The organism is Variovorax sp. 278MFTsu5.1 (genome assembly GCF_048305045.1).
Lineage (GTDB): Bacteria > Pseudomonadota > Gammaproteobacteria > Burkholderiales > Burkholderiaceae_C > Variovorax > Variovorax guangxiensis.
In genome coordinates this window covers 2,336,008-2,353,033 of the sequence record NZ_CP157622.1, presented here as the reverse complement: position 1 = coordinate 2,353,033, position 17,026 = coordinate 2,336,008, and the positions used below count along the sequence as shown (strand labels likewise).

The following is a 17,026-nucleotide window of genomic DNA, read 5'->3' as shown; positions in this document are numbered from 1 at the left end:
TATTCGACCCATCCGGAAGACGGTGGGTTAGCGCGCGGCACTTCGAACGACAACAGGTACACGCCATGCAACCCGCCCCACGAGGCGGGTTTTTCGTTTCCTGGGGCATCTTTCTTCCACCCTTCCAGGAGATCGAAATGACACCACTCCCCCGCCCCGTGCTCCACATGGTCTGCGGCAAGATCGGCGCCGGCAAGTCCACGCTCACGCGGCAACTCGCCGAGGCGCCCGCCACGGTGCTGATCAGCGAGGACACATGGCTGGCCGCGCTGTACCCCGGCGAGATCCACGAACTGCCCGACTATGCGCGCCGCGCGGGCCGGCTGAAGAAGGCGATGGCGGAGCATGTGGTGGCGCTGCTCGGCGCGGGCGTTTCGGTGGTGCTCGACTTTCCCGCCAACACGGTGGCCAGCCGCCAGTGGATGCGCGGCATCTTCGAGGCCGCCGGCGCGGCGCACGCGCTGCACTTTCTCGACGTGCCCGACGAGGTCTGCAAGGCCCGCCTGCGCGCGCGCAACGCGAGCGGCACGCATCCCTTCGAGACGACGGACGCGCAGTTCGACCTGATCGGCAGCCACTTCGCCCCGCCGTCGCCGGAGGAAGGCTTCGACGTCGTCCGGCATGGCTGAGGTCTCGCACCGCTATGCTCTGCCCCCGATGCAGATCGAACAAGCCAGGCCCGACGAGGCCGCCACAGTCGCCGCCGTGCTGAACGAAGCCGCCCAATGGATCGCCGCCGAGGGCCGGCCGCTGTGGTCGGCTGCCGACGTCGGCCTGGAGCGCGTGCAGCGCGACACCGATGCCGGCGGCTACTTCATCGCCCGCGCAGGCGCCGACGTGGCCGGCGTGGTGCGGATCGACCTCGAGGACCCGGGCTTCTGGCCCGAGATGGAAAGCGGCAGCGCGCTCTACGTGCACAAGCTCGCGGTGAGCCGGGCCTGGGCGGGGCATGGCGTTTCGGTGCGGCTGCTGGAGTTCGCGCGCGAACGCACGGCGCAACTGGGCCGACCGTGGCTGCGGCTCGACTGCGTGGCCGACCGGACGCCGCTGCGCTCGCTATACGAGCGCTTCGGTTTTTCACTACACAGCGTGATCCACAAGGGCGAACGGGCCTTCGCCCGCTACGAGTTGCAGGTACAGGCCATCGGCGCGCCGCCCGACACCGGGAAACTTCCCGCCTGTGGCAAGCTCGGAGCCCTATGAACCACCGCAACCCGCCCCCCAACTCCCGCCGCCGGGTGCTGCGCGCGCTGCTAGGCGCCACGGCGCTGCAGGCGCCCTTCGCGGCGCTGGCCGGTTTCAACTTCTTCACGAGCGAATACACCGCCAGCCGCGACGAGCTGCAGACGCAGATCGCCAAGCGCTTTCCGGTGGCAGAGCGCTATGCCGAGATCTTCATGGTCGGCCTGCGCGATCCGCAGCTGGGCCTGGATTCGAAGGCCAATCGCGCCGCCATCACCGCCACGCTGACCATCGCGAGCCCGCTGCTGGCGGCTTCGCCGGTGCAGGGCGTGGTGTCGGTCAGCAGCGCCCTGCGGTACGACGCCACGGCGCGCGCGCTGCGGCTGGACCAGCCCAAGGCCGAGCGCCTGGAGCTGCAGGGCATCGAGGGCCGCGACGCGGAGCGGCTGCAGAAGGTGGGCGCGGTGGTCGCGCAGGAGCTGCTGCAGGGGCAGGTGCTGCGCAGCTTCACGGCCGACGAGCTCACCGTGGGACGCAAGACCTACGAGATCGGCGACATCACCGTGCAGGACAACGGCATCAAGGTACAGCTCAAATGAAATACACCCTCCTGGCCTCGGCGCTGCTCCTGGCCGGCTGCTCGGCCATCATGCCCACGGCCAGGCAGCATTTCGACCTCGAAGCCCATCGCGGCGGACGCGGACTGGCGCCCGAGAACACGCTGGCCGCGTTCTCCAACGCAGTCGACATGGGCGTGACCACGCTGGAGCTGGACATCGGGCTCACGGCCGATGGCGTGGTCGTGATCTCGCACGACACCTCGCTCAACCCCGACCACACGCGCGACGCGAGCGGCGCATGGCTCGCGCCGAAGAGCGGCGCGCCCATCCGCACGCTCACGCTGGCACAGCTGCAGACCTACGACGTGGGGCGCATCAACCCGGCAAGCAACTACGGCAAGCTGTTCGCGCTGCAGGCTCCGCGCGACGGCGAGCGCATTCCCACGCTGGCCTCGCTCTTCGCGCAAGTGCAGGCTCGCGGCGCGGATGCCGCCACGGTGCGCTTCAACATCGAGACCAAGATCGACCCGTCGAAGCCCGACGAAACCGCCGCGCCCGAGCCGATGGTGCGCGCGCTGCTCGCCGAGATCGACAAGGCGAACATGGCGAACCGCGTGACCATCCAGAGCTTCGACTGGCGCACGCTCACGCTGGTGGGCAAGCTCGCGCCGCAGCTGCCGCGCGCCTATCTCACCACGGCCCGCACGCTGAAGGACAAGCGCTGGACCGACGGCCTCGACGCGGCCAGCTTCGCCTCGGTGCCGCAGATGGTCAGGGCCGCGTCGGCCAACGCGCCGGGGCCGGTGATCTGGTCGCCGGCCTTCGCCGACCTCACGCCCGAGGTCATTCGCGAGGCCCACAAGCTCGGCCTGAAGGTGCTTCCCTGGACGGTGAACCAGCGCGCCGACATGCAGCGGCTGATGGACTGGGGCGCCGACGGCATCATCACCGACTACCCCGACATCCTGCGCGACCTGATGCGCGAACGCGGCCTCTCGCTGCCGCCGCCCGGAAAGAACGCATCGTGAGCGCCGCGCTGCAGCAGCTCGACGCCATCGCCGCGCGCGTCGCGGCCTTGCGCAACAACGAAGGCGGCTCCGTCACCACGCTGTCGGACGAGGCCCGCGCCAGTACCGAACTGCTGGGCGCCCTGCCCCCGCGCTACGGCGAGGTGCTGCTCGGCCTGCTCGACCGGCTGGAGTCGAGCGCGTTCTTCAGCGAGGAAAGCTGCTCGTTCAGCCAGAAGGACCTGCTCGACAACCTGCAGGTGTGGGTCGACAAGGCCCGCGGCCAACTGGTGTCTTGACCGGCGTGCCGATCCGCCGGTTTATCATCCCGCCCCATGCGCACCCTGCTGCTCGCCATCATGATCGTCCTGCTGCCCATCCGCGGCTGGCTGGGCGATGCCATGGCGGTCGAGATGGTGCGGCATTCGCTGCAGGCGGCCATGGAGGCCGCTACCGTGGCCTCAGCAGCGGCCGAAGCCCATTGCCACGAGGCGATGGATGCCGATGCAGGCGGCGACATGGCGATGGCCATGGACATGTCCGCCCACGGCAGCAGCCATGACGACGGCGGCAGCAACACCACCAACCACAACGACCACCAAGGCTGCGGCACCTGTGTCGCCTGCCAGGTCTGCCACACGGTGGCGCTCGGCGGCATGCCTGTTGTCGCCATCGTTCACGGCGCGCCCCAGGCGTCGCCCGCGGCCCACGCGGCCCGCTTCGTCAGCGCGGAGCCCGTCCAGGGCCTGAAGCCGCCCATTTCCTGATCTCCCTGCCCGTAGTCCGTCCGCAGTGAGCCCGTTGTTCCGGCTCGCGGCGTCCGTCGTATTGCTCATGGAGATCGAAAGTGAATTCCCTCATTCGCCGGCAGGCTGCCGGCACCCGCGGCCATCGCAGGCGTAGCGAAGCGCGCCCGCCCCGGCTCCCATCCATCAGAACCATCAGGACCGGCGCAGCGCTGGCCGCCGCGCTGGTGCTCGCCGGCTGCGCCAGCCTCTCGCCCGACGGCGGCAGCGCCGACGTGCAGGCGCTTGTCGGTACCAATCCGCTCATGGCGGGCACGACCGCCCAGCGTACGCCCGACGAGGCTTCGCAGAAGAGCGTCGATGCGCTGCTGGCCAAGCCGCTGGACGTCGAGTCCGCGGTGCGCATCGCGCTCATCAACGGCCCGCGCGTGCAGGACGCCTTCGCGACCCTGCAGCTCAGCGATGCCGACCGCGTGCAGGCCGCGAGCCTGCCGAACCCGGTGCTCTCCTTCAGTCGCCTGGCGCAAGGCAGCGAGCGCGAGTTCGAACGGATGCTCAGCTTCAACGTGCTGGGCCTCGTCACGCTGCCATGGCAGGCCCGGTGGGCCGGCCAGCGGCACGAGGCCGCCAAGCTGCAGGCCGCACAGAGCGTGCTGATGCTCGCGGCCGACACGCGCCGCGCCTGGGTTCGCGCAGTGGCCGCACAACAGGGCGTGACCTATCTGCGCGACGCGAAGGAAGCCGCCGAAGCCGGCGCCGAGCTCGCTCACCGCATGGCCCAGGTCGGCAACTGGAGCGCGCTGCAGCGCACGCGCGAGCAGCTTCTGCTGGCCGATGCCGCAGCGCAGCTGGCGCGCGCCGAGCAGGCCGCCGTCGCCTCGCGCGAGCAGCTCACGCGCCTGATGGGCCTGGGTGGCGAACGCGCCGCGAGCTACACCCTGCCCGACCGCCTGCCGCCGCTGCCGAAGGCCGCGCCGGAACTCGGCGACGTGCAGGCGCGGGCGCTGCGCGACCGCCTGGACGTGCGCTCTGCACAGGCGCAGAACAACGCTGTGGCCGGCTCGCTCGGCCTCACGCACGCCACCAGCGTCATCAACGCGCTGGAGATCGGCGTGGTGCGCAACACCACCTTCGACAACGACGCCGACCGCACGAAGAAGACCCAGCGCGGCTTCGACCTGGAGCTGCCGATTCCCATCTTCGACTGGGGCCAGTCCCGTAACGGCCGCGCCGAGGCGCAGTACCTGCAGTCGGCCGCCCGCGTGCGCGACGTGGGCGTGCTCGCCGCGAGCGAGGCACGCGAGGCATGGCAAGGCTGGAACACGGCGTACGCGCTCGCCCGCCGCTACCGCGACGAGGTGCTGCCGCTGCGCAGGAAGGTCAACGAGGAAATGGTGCTGCGCTACAACGGCATGCTCGCCAGCGTGTGGGAACTGCTGGGCGAGACGCGCGCCAGCATGCTCGCGGTGAACGCGGGCATCGAGGCGCAGCGCGATTTCTGGATCGCCGACACCGACCTGCAGCTGGTGCTCACGGGCAGCTCGCCCGGTGGAATGTCCGCGCTGCAGACCGCTTCGGCCGCCGAAGCGCCGGCAACGGGAGGGCACTGACATGAACCGCCGCAACTTCTTCGCGGGCGCGGCCACGGCCGTCGCCGCCACCAGCGTGAGCCGCGTGTCCATGGCCGCGCTGCCCGAGCCGGTGTCGCAGGGCTCCACCGCCACCGCGCCACCGCTCTCGCCGCCCAACGGCCGCCCTTACAACCCTGTCGTCACGCTCAACGGCTGGACGCTGCCCTGGCGCATGAACGCGGGCGTCAAGGAGTTCCACCTCGTCGCCGAGCCGGTGGTGCGCGAGATGGCGCCGGGCTTCAAGGTCAACATGTGGGGCTACAACGGCCAGTCGCCCGGCCCGACCATCGAGGTGGTGGAAGGCGACCGCGTGCGCATCTTCGTCACCAACAGGCTGCCCGAGCACACCACCGTGCACTGGCACGGCCAGCGCCTGCCCAACGGCATGGACGGCGTGGGCGGCATCACGCAGCCGCACATTCCGCCGGGCAAGACCTTCGTCTACGAGTTCACCGCGCGCCGGCCCGGCACCTTCATGTACCACCCGCACGCCGACGAGATGGTGCAGATGGCGATGGGGATGATGGGCTTCTGGGTCACGCACCCGAAGGAAAGCCATCCGCTGATCGAGCCGGTGCAGCGCGACTTCTGCTTCCTGCTCGGCAGCTTCGACGTGGAGCCCGGCAGCGCCACGCCCAAGGTCAACACCATGACCGACTTCAACATCTGGAGCTTCAACAGCCGCGTGTTCCCGGGCATCGACACGCTCAACGTGCGCCGTGGCGACCGCGTGCGCATCCGCGTGGGCAACCTGACGATGACCAACCACCCGATTCACATCCACGGCCACGAGTTCGAGGTGACCGGCACCGACGGCGGCCCCGTGCCGCGCACCGCGCGCTGGCCCGAGGTGTCGGTGGACGTGGCGGTGGGCCAGATGCGGCAGCTGGAGTTCATCGCCGACGAGGAAGGCGACTGGGCCATGCACTGCCACAAGTCGCACCACACCATGGGCCCGATGGGCCACGACGTGCCCACCATGATCGGCGTCGACCACAAGGGCGTGGCCGAGAAGATAAAAAAGCTCGTCCCTGACTACATGGTGATGGGCGACAAGGGCATGGCGGACATGGGCGAGATGGAGATGCCCATTCCCGAAAACACCGTGCCGATGATGACCGGCACCGGCCCCTTCGGCTCGGCCGAGATGGGCGGCATGTTCACGCTGCTGAAGGTGCGGCGCGACCAGAAACCCGGCGATTACCGCGACCCGGGCTGGTTCAGGCACCCGCCGGGCACCGTCGCGCGCGAGGTGAAAGACGCGAACGTGCCGCCGGCGACCCGCAAGGAAGCCCCGGCCTCGCCGACGGGCGCCAAGCCCGACGCGACCGTGCGCAAGCCCTCGGGGCACGACGCGCACAACCACTGACCTCTGCTCTTTCGTCCTTCTTTCTCACGGAGCTCACCTCATGAAAAAGACACAACTCAAGTCCATCGTCGCGGGCCTTGCGCTCGCGGCACTCGCCAGCGCCCCGTTCGCGCACGAGGCCCACAACAAACCCAGGCCGAAGGGCGCCGCCGAACTCGCGCCCGAGCAGAAGCCCTGGGGCATCGCCGGCAAGAGCAGCGCGGTGAAGCGCACCATCGACATCGCGATGGCCGACGACATGAGCTTCACGCCCTCGATCATCGAGGTGCGCGAGGGCGACACCGTCCGCCTGCGCTTGAAGAACCGCGGCAAGGAGCTGCACGAGCTGGTGCTCGGCACCACCTCCGAGATCGAGGCCCACGCGGCCATGATGAAGAAGTTTCCGGACATGGAGCACGACGATCCATGGATGGTCCACGTGCCCGCCGGCAAGACCGGCAGCATGGTCTGGACCTTCAACCGCGCCGGCGACTTCGACTTCGCCTGCCTCGTGAAAGACCACTACGAGCTCGGCATGGCGGGCCGCGTCCGCGTGCTGCCTGCCGCCATGGGCGGCCACAAATCCTGAAGGAGACCCCATGAAGAGAAGACGCGTGTTGCTGGCGTTGGCTTCCACCGCCATGCCTTTCGCCGCGACCAAAGCGCTGGCCGCCGCGCCGATGGTCGAGATCTGGAAAGACCCGAACTGCGGCTGTTGCCAGGACTGGGTGAAGCATCTCAACAGGAACGGCTTCGCCACCCGCGTGCACGACGAAGGCAACACGGCCGCGCGCAACCGGCTGGGCGTGCCCGCCAAGCTGAGCTCCTGCCACACGGGCCTCGTCGGCGGCTACGCCATCGAAGGCCACGTGCCCGCACGCGAGGTTCAGCGGCTGCTGAAGGAAAAGCCCAAGGCCATCGGCCTCGCGGTGCCCGGCATGCCGGTCGGCTCCCCAGGCATGGACGGCCCGGCCTACGGCGACCAGCGCGATCCCTACGACGTGCTGCTGGTGCTGGCCGATGGCAGCACGCGCGTCTTCCAGAGCTATCGCTGAATCGACCCCGAACCACCCAGACAAGGAAAGCAAACTCATCATGAAGAAACTGTTCACTGCCCTCGCCGCCACACTGCTCGCCGCCGCGGCTTTCGCCCAGGCTGCCCTGCCCTCCGTGGAGGGCGAGGTGCGCAAGATCGACCTCGACGCGAAGAAGATCACGCTGAAGCACGGCGACATTCCCAACCTCGAGATGACGGGCATGACGATGGTGTTCCGCGTGAGCGACCCCGCGCTGCTCGGCAAGGTGAAGCCGGGCGACAAGGTGCAGTTCACCGCCGACAAGGTCGACGGCGCGCTCACCGTGCTGTGGATAGCTCCGGCGAACTGAGCCCGGCCCGCAGCGCGGCTTCGAACACCGCGTTCAGCTCGCGCTGCGGGATCTGGCTGCTCGCGTAGGAGACCGTTCCCAGCGTGCGCAGCTCCTGCGCGCTGCGCCGCACGAGCGCCATGGCCGAGCGCGCGATCGAGCCGCCCACGCTGATGCGCCTGGCGCCGGCCTCGATCAGGCTGAAGGCGCTGGCGCCCGCCTCGTTCAGCCCCATCACGATGTTGAGCGGGCCCGCGATCTCGCGCGCCAGCGTCGACACCAGCGACGGATCGGTGACGCCGGGCACGAACACGCAGTCCGCGCCGGCCTCGATGAAGCGGTTGGCGCGCTGGATCGCGATGCGCAGCGCGCCGTTGCCTGGAAACTGGAACGCGTCGGTGCGCGCGTTCAGCACGAAGCTGCCGCCGGCCGCATCGATGGCGGCTCGGGCGGCCGCGATGCGGGCCACGGCCAGTTGCTCGTCGAAAAGGCGTCCGTGCGCGGCATCGGTGTCCTCGATATTGCCGCCCGCCGCACCTGCATCCATCGCCATGCGAACCGTGTCGGCCACATCTTCGGGCGCGTCGCCGTAGCCCGCTTCCAGATCGGCATTGACGGGGATGGAGACCGCTGCGGCGATCTTCCCGACCACTTCCAGCATCTCCTCGCGCCCTACCGCGAGCCGCGAGTCCCTCACGTTGTAGTCGGGCCTGCCCAGCGAGAACGCGATGCCCGCGCTGGTGGTGCCTATCGCCTCGAAGCCCTCCGCCGCGAGCAGCACCGCGCTGCCCGGGTCCCAGGCGTTGGGCATGACGAATCCGCGATTCGCGCAGTGCAGCTCGAGAAAGGCGCGGCCGCGCGCCAGGCGTGTCTTCGGGTCCATTCCAGCTCCGGCTTGATCGATGAAGGCCCGATCGTCGCGGCCGCTGTGGCGCGCGTCAAACGCATAATATTTCTTCAACCCATCGATTCTTTGCATGGATTCGCCACATGGACTCGGAAGCCCTCGCCACATTCCTGACGGTCCACCGCCAAGGCGGCGTGTCAGCCGCCGCGACCGCCCTCTCGCGCACGCAGTCGGCCATCAGCCGCCGCCTGGCGCTGCTTGAAGAGGAGCTCGACGCCCCGCTCTTCGAGCGCGTGGGCCGGGGGCTGCGGCTGAGCCAGGCGGGCGAGGCGCTGCTGCCGCATGCGGAGAAGGTCGCTGCAGCGCTGGGCGACGCGATGGCCGCCGTGCAGGCCGCGAAATCCGACGCGGCGGGAACGGTGCACATCGCCGCCGTCGGCACTCTGGCGAGCTCAGGCCTCGCGGCGGTGCTCGCGAAGCTGCGGACCTCGCTGCCCGGCCTCGACATCCGCCTGCAGACGGCCACCAGCGCCGAGGTCAGCGAGAAGGTGCGCGCGAGCGACGTGGCAGTGGGGTTGCGCTACTACGAAGATCCATCGCCGGACCTGCTGTGCAAGGTCATCCACAACGAGCAGCTGGTGGTGGCCTGCGCGCCGTCGCATCCGCTGGCGGGCAGGCGTCTGAAGTCGCTGGTGCGGCTCTCGAAGGAGCGGTGGCTGGCCTTTCCGCAGCCGCCCCGGCGCACCGAGCCGCATGCGGAGGCGATCTTTTCGCAGTTCCTCGTGCGGGGCGTGGAGCGCATCGACTGGAGTGCGGTCGACAGCCTCACGGCGCAGAAGCGGCTGGTGGAGGCGGGATTCGGCCTCGCCTTCCTGCAGGCAAGCGGCATCGCGGAAGAAGTCGCGCGGGGCAGCCTCGCGCTGATCCGCATCGACGATCTGGACGTGCGCGTGCCCGTGGCGTGCGTGGTGCGCCGCTCGGCGTTTCTCAGCCGTGCGACGCGCGCCCTCTTGGCCGAACTGGAGAACGCCGAGCTCTAGCCAACGCCGGAAATGTCATCCGCCGTACCCGGAAAACAGCAGTGGATGGGCTGGAAAGCCGATTGGCTTGACGTCCAGAAACACCAAGCCCCGGTGGAAGTAAATGACTGCAGGAAGATGCCCTTCCGGCAGCATGAACCCGCCATCCTTTGCGATCTTGGTCATGGTCGCTTCGTTTTGACGGTTCGTTCCAACCAGGTGCAGGGGAGCGATCTTGTCGCCATTCGCCAGATCGAGGGTGACCGCGTATCCCCCTCTGGTTACGCAAAAGATGAAGGACTTGTTCCCATCGCGCGATTCCGTTCGAAAGTGGGGGTCGCACGTCTTGTCGCACGGCGCCGCGTCCTGAATGAACATGTACACCGTCGCGTCGGTCGGCGCTTTCTTGTATGCCTGTATCTCGGCGTGCTCTCCGTTCTTGATGTGGCTGGCGGAACCAGACTGCCTCCATACTGCAGCCGTGTTGTTCTTTTCTTTGTTGGGGACGTAGACGACTGAATCGACCATCTCAGCATCCTCTCTGATCGGCTGGTTGAAAAATTGTCGATTGCTGACACTGATCAGTGGAGTATTCGGGACCGAATCGGCGAATAACCATCCGCAGTGGATCGGGCGCAATCCTAGGCTGAGGTTCGTTTCGAGCCCATCCCTGAAAACAAGTAGAAGTGCCTCCCTGTCGATGCCGAAAGAGGACTGCGCTCAAGTCCTGCGAGGTCACCCACCGCGGCGCGTCAGGGTTCGGCCTGCGCATGCGATACGTCGCAGGGGCCAAGCGGATCGGCTCGACATCAGACTGCCTTTGCGTTGAAGCAGGCCGAGTTGGGCACCAGCGTCCGGAAGCGCGCCGGGTCGAAGGGCGCCAGCGGAATCTCCGGATCGGTACCCGCGAGCAACTGCGCCGCCAGCCGCCCGGTGCGCGCCGAGCCACACAGGCCGACGTGCCCATGGCCGAAGGCCAGCACGATGTCGGGCGTCGCGGCAGCCGGCCCGATGCAGGGCAAGCCATCGGGCAGGCTCGGGCGATGCCCCAGCCAGTGCTTCACGGTGACCGCTCCCGATGCGGGCCGTGCAAGCGAGGGAAACATCGATTGCAGATGCGCGTGCAGGATCTCGGCGCGGCGCCAGTCCGGCGCGGCTTCGAGGCCCGCGATCTCCACCTGCCCGGCCGCGCGCAGGCCGCCGTCCATCCAGTGCGCGATGAGCTTGCCGTCGGCCACCATGGTCGGCGTGCGCGGGCCGGCCTTGGCGTCTTCGACGACCACGTGGTAGCCGCGCTCCGATTCCAGAGGCACCGCCGAGCCGGCCGCTGCCGCCAGCGGGCCAGAGCGGGCACCGGCGCAGATGGCGGCAGCGTCGCAGGCGATCTCGCCGGTATCGGTGAGCACGGCTCGCAGCCGGCCGCCCTCGATGCGGAAACCAGTCGCGCGAGCCGCAATGCGCTCGGCGCCCGCGTCGAGCGCATGCCGTGCCAGCGCAGCCACGTAGCGGCCCGGGTCGCGGCAGTGGCCGGCCTCGGGCACGAAGATGCCGAGCGTGTATCGCGCATCCAGGTCGGGCTCGCGGCGGCGGAGTTCGTCCTGCGGCCATTCCTCCCACCGGACGCCGGTTCGGCTGCGCACGCGCCAGCCCAGCACGTCGCCGTCGAACTCGGCGCGCGAGCGATAGGCATGCAGCAGCCCGCGCTGCTCGATGAGCTGGGGCACGCCGGCTTCGGCTGCCAGCCGCGCATGCAGCGCAGGCGCATCGGCCAGCAGCGTGCGAAGCGCGTCGGCCGTGCGCTGCACGCGCGCCTCGGTCCAGCCCGAGGCCAGGTAGCGCAGCAGCCACGGCAAGGCACGCGGCAGGTAGCGCCAGCGCAGGGCCAGCGGGCCGAGCGGATCGGCCAGCCAGCCCGGCACCTTGAGCCAAGCGCCCGGCAGCGCGGGCGGCACCACCGAGTGCGACGAGAGCCAGCCGGCATTGCCGTAGCTGGTGGCGTGCTGGCCTCCCGGCTCGCCGGGCTCCAGCACCGTCACGCGCAGGCCCGCGCGCAGCGCCTCGATGGCGGTGGCGCTGCCGACCGCGCCCGCGCCGATCACCACCACGTGGCGAACCCCACCGGGGGAAGAGAAACTTCTTGCAACCGTCATGGAGGGCGATCGTAGAGGGTGCGGTCTCATAATCGGCCGCCATGTCAGCACCGTCTTCCTCCCTCCTCTCCCATTCCGCCGGTGCCATCACCGACGTCGCCGGCATCGAGGTCGGCCATTTCACCGAAACCCGCCGTCCCACCGGCTGCACCGTGATCATGGCGCGCAAAGGCGCGGTGGCCGGCGTGGACGTTCGCGGCGCCGCGCCCGGCACGCGCGAGACCGACCTGCTTTCGCCCGGCAACCTCGTGCAGCAGGTGCACGCGGTGATGCTCGCGGGCGGCAGCGCCTGGGGCCTGGCGTCCGCCGAAGGCGCGATGCGCTGGATGGAGGAACGCGGCATCGGCATGGACGTGCGCTTCGGCACCCTGCCCATCGTGCCGGCCGCCGTGCTGTTCGACCTGCCCATGGGCGACGCGCGCATCCGTCCCGACGCGGCCGCCGGCTATGCGGCCTGCGAAGCCGCCAGCACCGCAGCGCCCGCCGAGGGCAACGTGGGCGCCGGCACCGGCGCGCTGGTGGGCAAGCTCTTCGGCGTGCACCGCGCGATGAAGGGCGGCGTCGGCACCGCATCGGTCAAGGTGGGCGGCGTCACGGTGGGCGCGCTGATTGCCGTGAACTCGCTGGGCGACGTGATCGACCACGACACCGGCCAGCCCGTGGCCGGCGCACGCACCGAGGACGGCAATGCGCTGCTCGACACCCGCCGCGCGCTGCTGCGCGGCCTGAGCCCCAAGCCGCTGCTCGCGGGCACCAACACCACCATCGGCGTGATCGCCACCGACGCGGTGCTGACCAAGGTGCAGGCCAACCGGCTCGCCACGGTGGCGCACGACGGCCTGGCACGCGCCATCAACCCGGTGCACACCATGAGCGACGGCGACACGCTGTTCGCGCTGGCTACCGGCCGCGTGCCGCTGGAGGGCGACGCCCCCGGCATGACGGTGCTGAGCACCATGGCCGCCGAGGCCGTCGCCATCGCCACGCTGCGCGCGGTGCACGCGGCTCGCACGGTGACGGTGGGCGAGCTGCACATTCCCTGCGCGGCGGATCTCGGCAAGGCGCGCGGCTGACAACGGGAGGCATCACCATGGCGTTCCCCAGAACCCTGAAGCTGATACTGCTGTCGATCCGCGACCTGATCGCTTCGGCGGGGCCGATCGTGTTCATCGTCATCGGGCTGCTGGTCGCGGCCTACTGGTGGCTGCAGCCGCAGCCGCCCAAGCACGTGACGCTGGCCACCGGCCCAACGGGCAGCGCCTACGCCCAGTTCGGCAAGCGCTATGCCGAGGCGCTCAGGCACAACGGCATCGAGGTGGAGCTCAAGGCCACCTCGGGCTCGACCGAGAACCTGCAGCTGCTGCGCACCGGCGGCGCCGACGTGGGCTTCGTGCGCGGGGGCAGCGCCGACCCGAAGGCCGACGAGGAAGCCGGCCTCACCTCGCTGGGCAGCCTCTTCTACGAGCCGATCTGGCTCTTCTACCGCACCGACTCGGCCCAGAAGATCGACCGAAAGACCGCCACGCTGACCTCGCTCGCCCAGCTGCGCGGCCTGCGCGTGAACGTCGACCTGCCCGGCAGCGGGCTGCCGGACATCATGGAGCGCATGCTCAAGGCCAACAGGCTCGGGCCCGACGACCTGCTGCTGTCGAACCTGGAACAGGCCTCGGCCGCCGAGGCGCTGGAAGCTGGCATCCTCGACGCCATCGTGCTGTCTTCCGCGCCGCAGTCGCCGCAGGTGCAGAGGCTGCTGCGCTCCGACTCGATCAAGCTCATGGACTTCGGGCAAGCCGACGCCTACTCGCGGCGCTTTCCCTTCCTCTCGGCCGTGACGCTGCCGCGCGGGATGATCGACCTGTCGAAGGACATGCCGCCGCACGACATGTCGCTGCTCGCGGCCACCACCTCGCTGCTGTCGCGCGACGAGACCCACCCCGCGCTGCGCCAGCTCTTCGCGCAGGCGGCGCAGTCGGTGCACAGCGGCGCCGGCTGGTTCAACCGCGCGCGCGACTTTCCCAACACCCGCACCAGCGAACTGCCGGTGAGCCCCGAGGGCGACCGCGCCATCAACGGCACGCCGCCGGTGTGGCAGCGCTACCTGCCCTTCTGGGCCAGCAACCTCGTAGAGCGCATGTGGCTGGTGCTCGGCGGCCTGCTGGTGCTGATGCTGCCGCTGAGCCGCGTGGTGCCGCCGCTGTACCAGTTCCGCGTGCGCCGGCGCGTGTTCCGCTGGTATGCGCGGCTGCGCGACATCGAGGCGAAGGTCGACGCACAGAAGGGCGAGCAGAAGGAACTGCTCGAAGACCTCGACCAGCTCGACCGCGTGGTCAACAAGGTGGCGGTGCCTCTGTCGTACGCCGACGAGCTCTATGCGCTGCGCAACAACATCTACGCGGTGCGCAAGCGGGTGCTGGCCAGGACGCCGCAGGGCGCCGCGACCGAAGCGGCCCCGACGACCGCCGCGAACGATGCGACCTGACGAGGCCCGGCCCAGGACATTGCGCACGCTGATCGACTTCGCACAGCCGCTCGGCGGCGCCGGCCGGCTGCGGCTGGGCTTCGGCGAGCCTTCACGCGTGCTGGTGGCGCGCACGGCGGACGAGGTGCGGCCCGTGCTCGATGCCGTCGAGGCGCTGGCACGCGAGGGGCGATGGTGCGTGGGCTATCTGCGCTACGAGGCGGCCGCGGCCTTCGACCGTGCGTTCGCCGTGCATGCGGCGGATGGACCGCTGGCATGGTTCGGTGTGCACGACGAAGCCCTGCCGTGGCCCGAACCCATTGGCAACGATGCTCTGCCATCGGTCGACTGGCAGCTCGGTCTCTCTCGCGCGGACTTCGACAGCCGCATGCAGGCCATCCACCGCGCGATCTCCAACGGCGAGCTCTACCAGCTCAACTACACCGCCGCGCTGCACGCCGACTTCCACGGCGAGCCGCAGGCCCTGTTCATGGCGCTGCGGCAGGCGCAGCCCGACGGCTATGCCGCCTTCATCGACGCCGGCGAGGAGCAGCTTCTGTCGGTGTCGCCCGAGCTTTTCTTCGACTGGCAGGGCGAACGCATCCTGACGCGCCCGATGAAGGGCACGGCCCCGCGCGGCGCCACGCCCGCCGAGGACGAGGCGCTGGCCCGGCGGCTTCGCACCGTGCCCAAGGAGCGGGCCGAGAACGTGATGATCGTGGACCTGATCCGCAACGACCTCTCGCGCGTGGCCAAGCCCTTCTCGGTGCGCGTGCCACGCCTCTTCCACACCGAGGCGCTGCCTACCGTGTGGCAGATGACGTCGGACGTGGAAGCCGTCGCGCGCGAAGGCACGACGCTGGCCGACGCGTTCGCGGCGCTGTTCCCGTGCGGCTCCATCACCGGCGCGCCCAAGGTGAGCGCGATGCGCATGATCCGCGAGCTGGAGCCCGAGGCGCGCGGCGTTTACTGCGGCGCGGTGGGCGTCGTGCAGCCCGGCGGCCATGCGATCTTCAACGTGCCGATCCGCACCGTGACATTGCGCGGCGCGCAGGCGCGCTGCGGCATCGGCAGCGGCATCACGGCCGATGCCCGGGCCGATGCGGAGTGGGAGGAATGGCGGCACAAGCGGGCCTTTCTGGACCGGGCGGGCCGGGCATCAGGGCCGCCGTTCGACCTGCTCGAAACCCTCGCGCTGGTGGATGGCGAACTCCGCGACGCACCGGCCCATCTGGCGCGCATGGCGATCGCAGCCGCGCATTTCGAGCGCCCGTGGAACCAGGCGTCGGTTGCCTCCTGCCTCGACGATCTGAAGGCCCGGCACGCCACGGGCATGTGGCGTGTGCGCCTGCTGCTCGACGCACAAGGCACGCCGCGCGCCGAAGCCTTCGCGATGGAAGCGCCGCCCGCGCGCGTGCGCCTGCAGCTTGCCACGCGCCCTTTCGGCGAGGCCCATAGCGAGTTCACCCGCTTCAAGACCACGCGCCGCGCCCACTACGAAGCCCTCGCGCCCACGGAATCCGGCGCGTTCGACACGCTGCTGTGGAACCGCGACGGCGAGATCACCGAATGCACCCGCGGCAACATCGCCCTGTTGCTGGACGGCCGCTGGGTCACGCCGCCGCTGCGCTGCGGGCTGCTCGGCGGCATCGGCCGCGCCAATCGCCTGCGCAGCGGCCAGCTTGCCGAAGCGGTCGTGCGCGTGGACGATCTGCCCCGCGTGCAGGCTCTCGCCTTCGTCAACAGCCTGCGCGGCTGGATCGATGCCGACTTTGCCCTTTTCAAAAATAGTTCGACAAAGCGCTTGACTTAGAGCGCGCTCCAATTTCGAGAATCGACGCCATGGAAACCAGCCTGACCATCGCGGAAGTCGCTGAACGAACCGGTCTCACGGCCTACACGCTGCGGTATTACGAGCGCATCGGGCTCATCGCGGCAGTGCCGCGTGCACCGGGCGGTCAGCGGCGCTATGCGAGCGCCGACATGGACTTGCTGGATTTCCTGTTGCGCCTGCGCGAGACCGGCATGTCCATCCAGGGCATGCAGGCCTTCGTCAGGCTTCGAAGCCTGGGGGACGCCAGCGTCGGCGAACGGCGCGAGATGCTCGAACGGCATCTCGCCGAGGTTCAGGCCAAGGTGGCGGCGCTGCAGCAATCCATGCAGGCGCTGTCGCTCAAGATCGACCATTACCGCGAGGTCGAGAAGACGAAGAAGCGTCCCCCTCTGTCGGGCAAGGCCCGGGAAGGAAAGACGAGCAATGACGAACACACAACAGAACCTGGGCCAAGGCGACAGCCAGCGCTACGCGCGTGGCCTGGCCAAGCTTCGTGAGATCGATGGCGAAGGCGGCGTCAAGGTGGTCGAGAGCCTGGCCGGTATCGCGCCGGACTTCGGCCGCCTGGTGATCGAGTTTCCCTTCGGCGACATCTACTCGCGCCCCGGCCTCGACCTGCGCTCCCGCGAGATCGCGACGGTGGCCGCGCTCACAGCCATGGGCAATGCCACACCGCAGCTGAAGGTGCACATCCAGGCCGCGCTGAACGTGGGCGTGACGCGCGACGAGGTGGTCGAGGTCATCATGCAGATGGCGGTGTACGCGGGCTTTCCGGCGGCACTCAACGGCCTCTTCGCGGCGCGCGACGTGTTCGCGGCGGAGGATGAAAAAAGCGCGCGGCCCCTTGCGGAACCGCGCGCTCTTGCCGAAGCGATCTGA

General features: G+C 69.4%; 20 protein-coding genes. 17 read left to right on the top strand and 3 right to left on the bottom strand.

Annotation, left to right across the window (positions count from 1 at the left end):
- Positions 1–137: 137 nt before the first annotated feature.
- From ABL844_RS10575 to ABL844_RS10525, 11 genes are all read left to right on the top strand, one after another.
- Entirely contained in the window at positions 138–629 is a 492-nt protein-coding gene (locus ABL844_RS10575; RefSeq protein WP_418131214.1) for an AAA family ATPase, read from the top strand.
- A gap of 28 nt (positions 630–657) precedes the next feature.
- Positions 658–1,203, top strand: coding sequence for a GNAT family N-acetyltransferase (locus tag ABL844_RS10570; protein ID WP_184636182.1), 546 nt, complete (start codon positions 658–660; stop codon positions 1,201–1,203).
- Positions 1,200–1,781 carry a DUF1439 domain-containing protein gene (locus tag ABL844_RS10565; RefSeq protein ID WP_184636180.1) on the top strand — a complete coding sequence of 194 codons (582 nt, stop codon included), beginning with the start codon at positions 1,200–1,202 and terminating at the stop codon, positions 1,779–1,781. The genes ABL844_RS10570 and ABL844_RS10565 overlap by 4 nt, the downstream gene beginning before the upstream one ends.
- Positions 1,778–2,770: a glycerophosphodiester phosphodiesterase gene (locus ABL844_RS10560; RefSeq protein WP_184636178.1), complete on the top strand. Its 993-nt coding sequence runs from the start codon at positions 1,778–1,780 to the stop codon at positions 2,768–2,770. Before ABL844_RS10565 ends, ABL844_RS10560 begins: the two co-directional genes overlap by 4 nt.
- Entirely contained in the window at positions 2,767–3,048 is a 282-nt protein-coding gene (locus ABL844_RS10555) for a hypothetical protein (RefSeq protein WP_184636176.1), read from the top strand. Before ABL844_RS10560 ends, ABL844_RS10555 begins: the two co-directional genes overlap by 4 nt.
- A 36-nt stretch (positions 3,049–3,084) precedes the next feature.
- Positions 3,085–3,516, top strand: a complete 432-nt coding sequence (locus ABL844_RS10550; protein WP_418131213.1) for a hypothetical protein — start codon at positions 3,085–3,087, stop codon at positions 3,514–3,516.
- A gap of 80 nt (positions 3,517–3,596) precedes the next feature.
- The gene (locus tag ABL844_RS10545) at positions 3,597–5,105 is read left to right on the top strand and encodes a TolC family protein (protein ID WP_184636172.1); all 1,509 of its coding nucleotides are present in this window, start codon (positions 3,597–3,599) and stop codon (positions 5,103–5,105) included.
- A gap of 1 nt (position 5,106) precedes the next feature.
- Positions 5,107–6,495 carry a multicopper oxidase family protein gene (locus ABL844_RS10540; protein WP_418131212.1) on the top strand — a complete coding sequence of 463 codons (1,389 nt, stop codon included), beginning with the start codon at positions 5,107–5,109 and terminating at the stop codon, positions 6,493–6,495.
- Positions 6,496–6,535: 40 nt separating this feature from the next.
- Entirely contained in the window at positions 6,536–7,063 is a 528-nt protein-coding gene (locus tag ABL844_RS10535; RefSeq protein WP_418131211.1) for a cupredoxin domain-containing protein, read from the top strand.
- 10 nt (positions 7,064–7,073) lie between these two features.
- Complete coding sequence (locus ABL844_RS10530) at positions 7,074–7,529, top strand: DUF411 domain-containing protein (RefSeq protein WP_418131210.1); 456 nt, start codon at positions 7,074–7,076, stop codon at positions 7,527–7,529.
- Between the two features lie 40 nt (positions 7,530–7,569).
- The gene (locus ABL844_RS10525) at positions 7,570–7,860 is read left to right on the top strand and encodes a copper-binding protein (RefSeq protein WP_418131209.1); all 291 of its coding nucleotides are present in this window, start codon (positions 7,570–7,572) and stop codon (positions 7,858–7,860) included.
- Here ABL844_RS10525 and ABL844_RS10520 read toward each other — a convergent pair.
- Positions 7,829–8,722: an isocitrate lyase/PEP mutase family protein gene (locus ABL844_RS10520; protein WP_418131208.1), complete on the bottom strand. Its 894-nt coding sequence runs from the start codon at positions 8,720–8,722 to the stop codon at positions 7,829–7,831. The genes ABL844_RS10525 and ABL844_RS10520 overlap by 32 nt on opposite strands.
- 107 nt (positions 8,723–8,829) lie before the next feature.
- On the opposite strand from ABL844_RS10520, the gene ABL844_RS10515 reads away from it, so the two are divergent.
- On the top strand, positions 8,830–9,726 hold the full coding sequence (locus tag ABL844_RS10515; protein ID WP_418125241.1) for a LysR family transcriptional regulator: 897 nt from the start codon (positions 8,830–8,832) through the stop codon (positions 9,724–9,726).
- A 15-nt stretch (positions 9,727–9,741) separates the two neighbouring features.
- Here ABL844_RS10515 and ABL844_RS10510 read toward each other — a convergent pair whose 3' ends face one another.
- Positions 9,742–10,233, bottom strand: coding sequence for a hypothetical protein (locus tag ABL844_RS10510; protein WP_418125240.1), 492 nt, complete (start codon positions 10,231–10,233; stop codon positions 9,742–9,744).
- A gap of 281 nt (positions 10,234–10,514) precedes the next feature.
- A complete protein-coding gene (locus ABL844_RS10505; protein WP_418131207.1) occupies positions 10,515–11,855 on the bottom strand; it encodes an NAD(P)/FAD-dependent oxidoreductase in 1,341 nt (446 codons plus the stop codon).
- Positions 11,856–11,896: 41 nt separating this feature from the next.
- Between ABL844_RS10505 and ABL844_RS10500 the strand changes: the two genes are divergently transcribed.
- Genes ABL844_RS10500 through ABL844_RS10480 form a run of 5 tightly spaced genes read left to right on the top strand, consistent with a single transcriptional unit; the run spans position 11,897 to position 17,026 of the window.
- Positions 11,897–12,928 (top strand): P1 family peptidase, encoded by a 1,032-nt coding sequence (locus ABL844_RS10500; RefSeq protein WP_418131206.1) that lies wholly within the window; start codon positions 11,897–11,899, stop codon positions 12,926–12,928.
- 17 nt (positions 12,929–12,945) lie between these two features.
- Positions 12,946–14,334: a TAXI family TRAP transporter solute-binding subunit gene (locus tag ABL844_RS10495; RefSeq protein WP_418131205.1), complete on the top strand. Its 1,389-nt coding sequence runs from the start codon at positions 12,946–12,948 to the stop codon at positions 14,332–14,334.
- Positions 14,324–16,126 carry an aminodeoxychorismate synthase component I gene (pabB, locus tag ABL844_RS10490; RefSeq protein ID WP_418131204.1) on the top strand — a complete coding sequence of 601 codons (1,803 nt, stop codon included), beginning with the start codon at positions 14,324–14,326 and terminating at the stop codon, positions 16,124–16,126. Before ABL844_RS10495 ends, pabB begins: the two co-directional genes overlap by 11 nt.
- Positions 16,127–16,155: 29 nt before the next feature.
- Complete coding sequence (locus ABL844_RS10485) at positions 16,156–16,644, top strand: MerR family transcriptional regulator (protein WP_418131203.1); 489 nt, start codon at positions 16,156–16,158, stop codon at positions 16,642–16,644.
- Positions 16,571–17,026 (top strand): carboxymuconolactone decarboxylase family protein, encoded by a 456-nt coding sequence (locus tag ABL844_RS10480; RefSeq protein WP_418131202.1) that lies wholly within the window; start codon positions 16,571–16,573, stop codon positions 17,024–17,026. The genes ABL844_RS10485 and ABL844_RS10480 overlap by 74 nt, the downstream gene beginning before the upstream one ends.

Coding starts and splice junctions, on each gene's coding strand:
- ABL844_RS10510 (WP_418125240.1), bottom strand. CDS start 10,233: ATGGTCGATTCAGTCGTCTACGTCCCCAACAAAGAAAAGAACAACACG.
- ABL844_RS10480 (WP_418131202.1), top strand. CDS start 16,571: ATGACGAACACACAACAGAACCTGGGCCAAGGCGACAGCCAGCGCTAC.
- ABL844_RS10535 (WP_418131211.1), top strand. CDS start 6,536: ATGAAAAAGACACAACTCAAGTCCATCGTCGCGGGCCTTGCGCTCGCG.
- pabB (WP_418131204.1), top strand. CDS start 14,324: ATGCGACCTGACGAGGCCCGGCCCAGGACATTGCGCACGCTGATCGAC.
- ABL844_RS10575 (WP_418131214.1), top strand. CDS start 138: ATGACACCACTCCCCCGCCCCGTGCTCCACATGGTCTGCGGCAAGATC.
- ABL844_RS10540 (WP_418131212.1), top strand. CDS start 5,107: ATGAACCGCCGCAACTTCTTCGCGGGCGCGGCCACGGCCGTCGCCGCC.
- ABL844_RS10505 (WP_418131207.1), bottom strand. CDS start 11,855: ATGACGGTTGCAAGAAGTTTCTCTTCCCCCGGTGGGGTTCGCCACGTG.
- ABL844_RS10570 (WP_184636182.1), top strand. CDS start 658: ATGCAGATCGAACAAGCCAGGCCCGACGAGGCCGCCACAGTCGCCGCC.
- ABL844_RS10495 (WP_418131205.1), top strand. CDS start 12,946: ATGGCGTTCCCCAGAACCCTGAAGCTGATACTGCTGTCGATCCGCGAC.
- ABL844_RS10515 (WP_418125241.1), top strand. CDS start 8,830: ATGGACTCGGAAGCCCTCGCCACATTCCTGACGGTCCACCGCCAAGGC.
- ABL844_RS10560 (WP_184636178.1), top strand. CDS start 1,778: ATGAAATACACCCTCCTGGCCTCGGCGCTGCTCCTGGCCGGCTGCTCG.
- ABL844_RS10520 (WP_418131208.1), bottom strand. CDS start 8,722: ATGGACCCGAAGACACGCCTGGCGCGCGGCCGCGCCTTTCTCGAGCTG.
- ABL844_RS10550 (WP_418131213.1), top strand. CDS start 3,085: ATGCGCACCCTGCTGCTCGCCATCATGATCGTCCTGCTGCCCATCCGC.
- ABL844_RS10530 (WP_418131210.1), top strand. CDS start 7,074: ATGAAGAGAAGACGCGTGTTGCTGGCGTTGGCTTCCACCGCCATGCCT.
- ABL844_RS10500 (WP_418131206.1), top strand. CDS start 11,897: ATGTCAGCACCGTCTTCCTCCCTCCTCTCCCATTCCGCCGGTGCCATC.
- ABL844_RS10485 (WP_418131203.1), top strand. CDS start 16,156: ATGGAAACCAGCCTGACCATCGCGGAAGTCGCTGAACGAACCGGTCTC.
- ABL844_RS10565 (WP_184636180.1), top strand. CDS start 1,200: ATGAACCACCGCAACCCGCCCCCCAACTCCCGCCGCCGGGTGCTGCGC.
- ABL844_RS10525 (WP_418131209.1), top strand. CDS start 7,570: ATGAAGAAACTGTTCACTGCCCTCGCCGCCACACTGCTCGCCGCCGCG.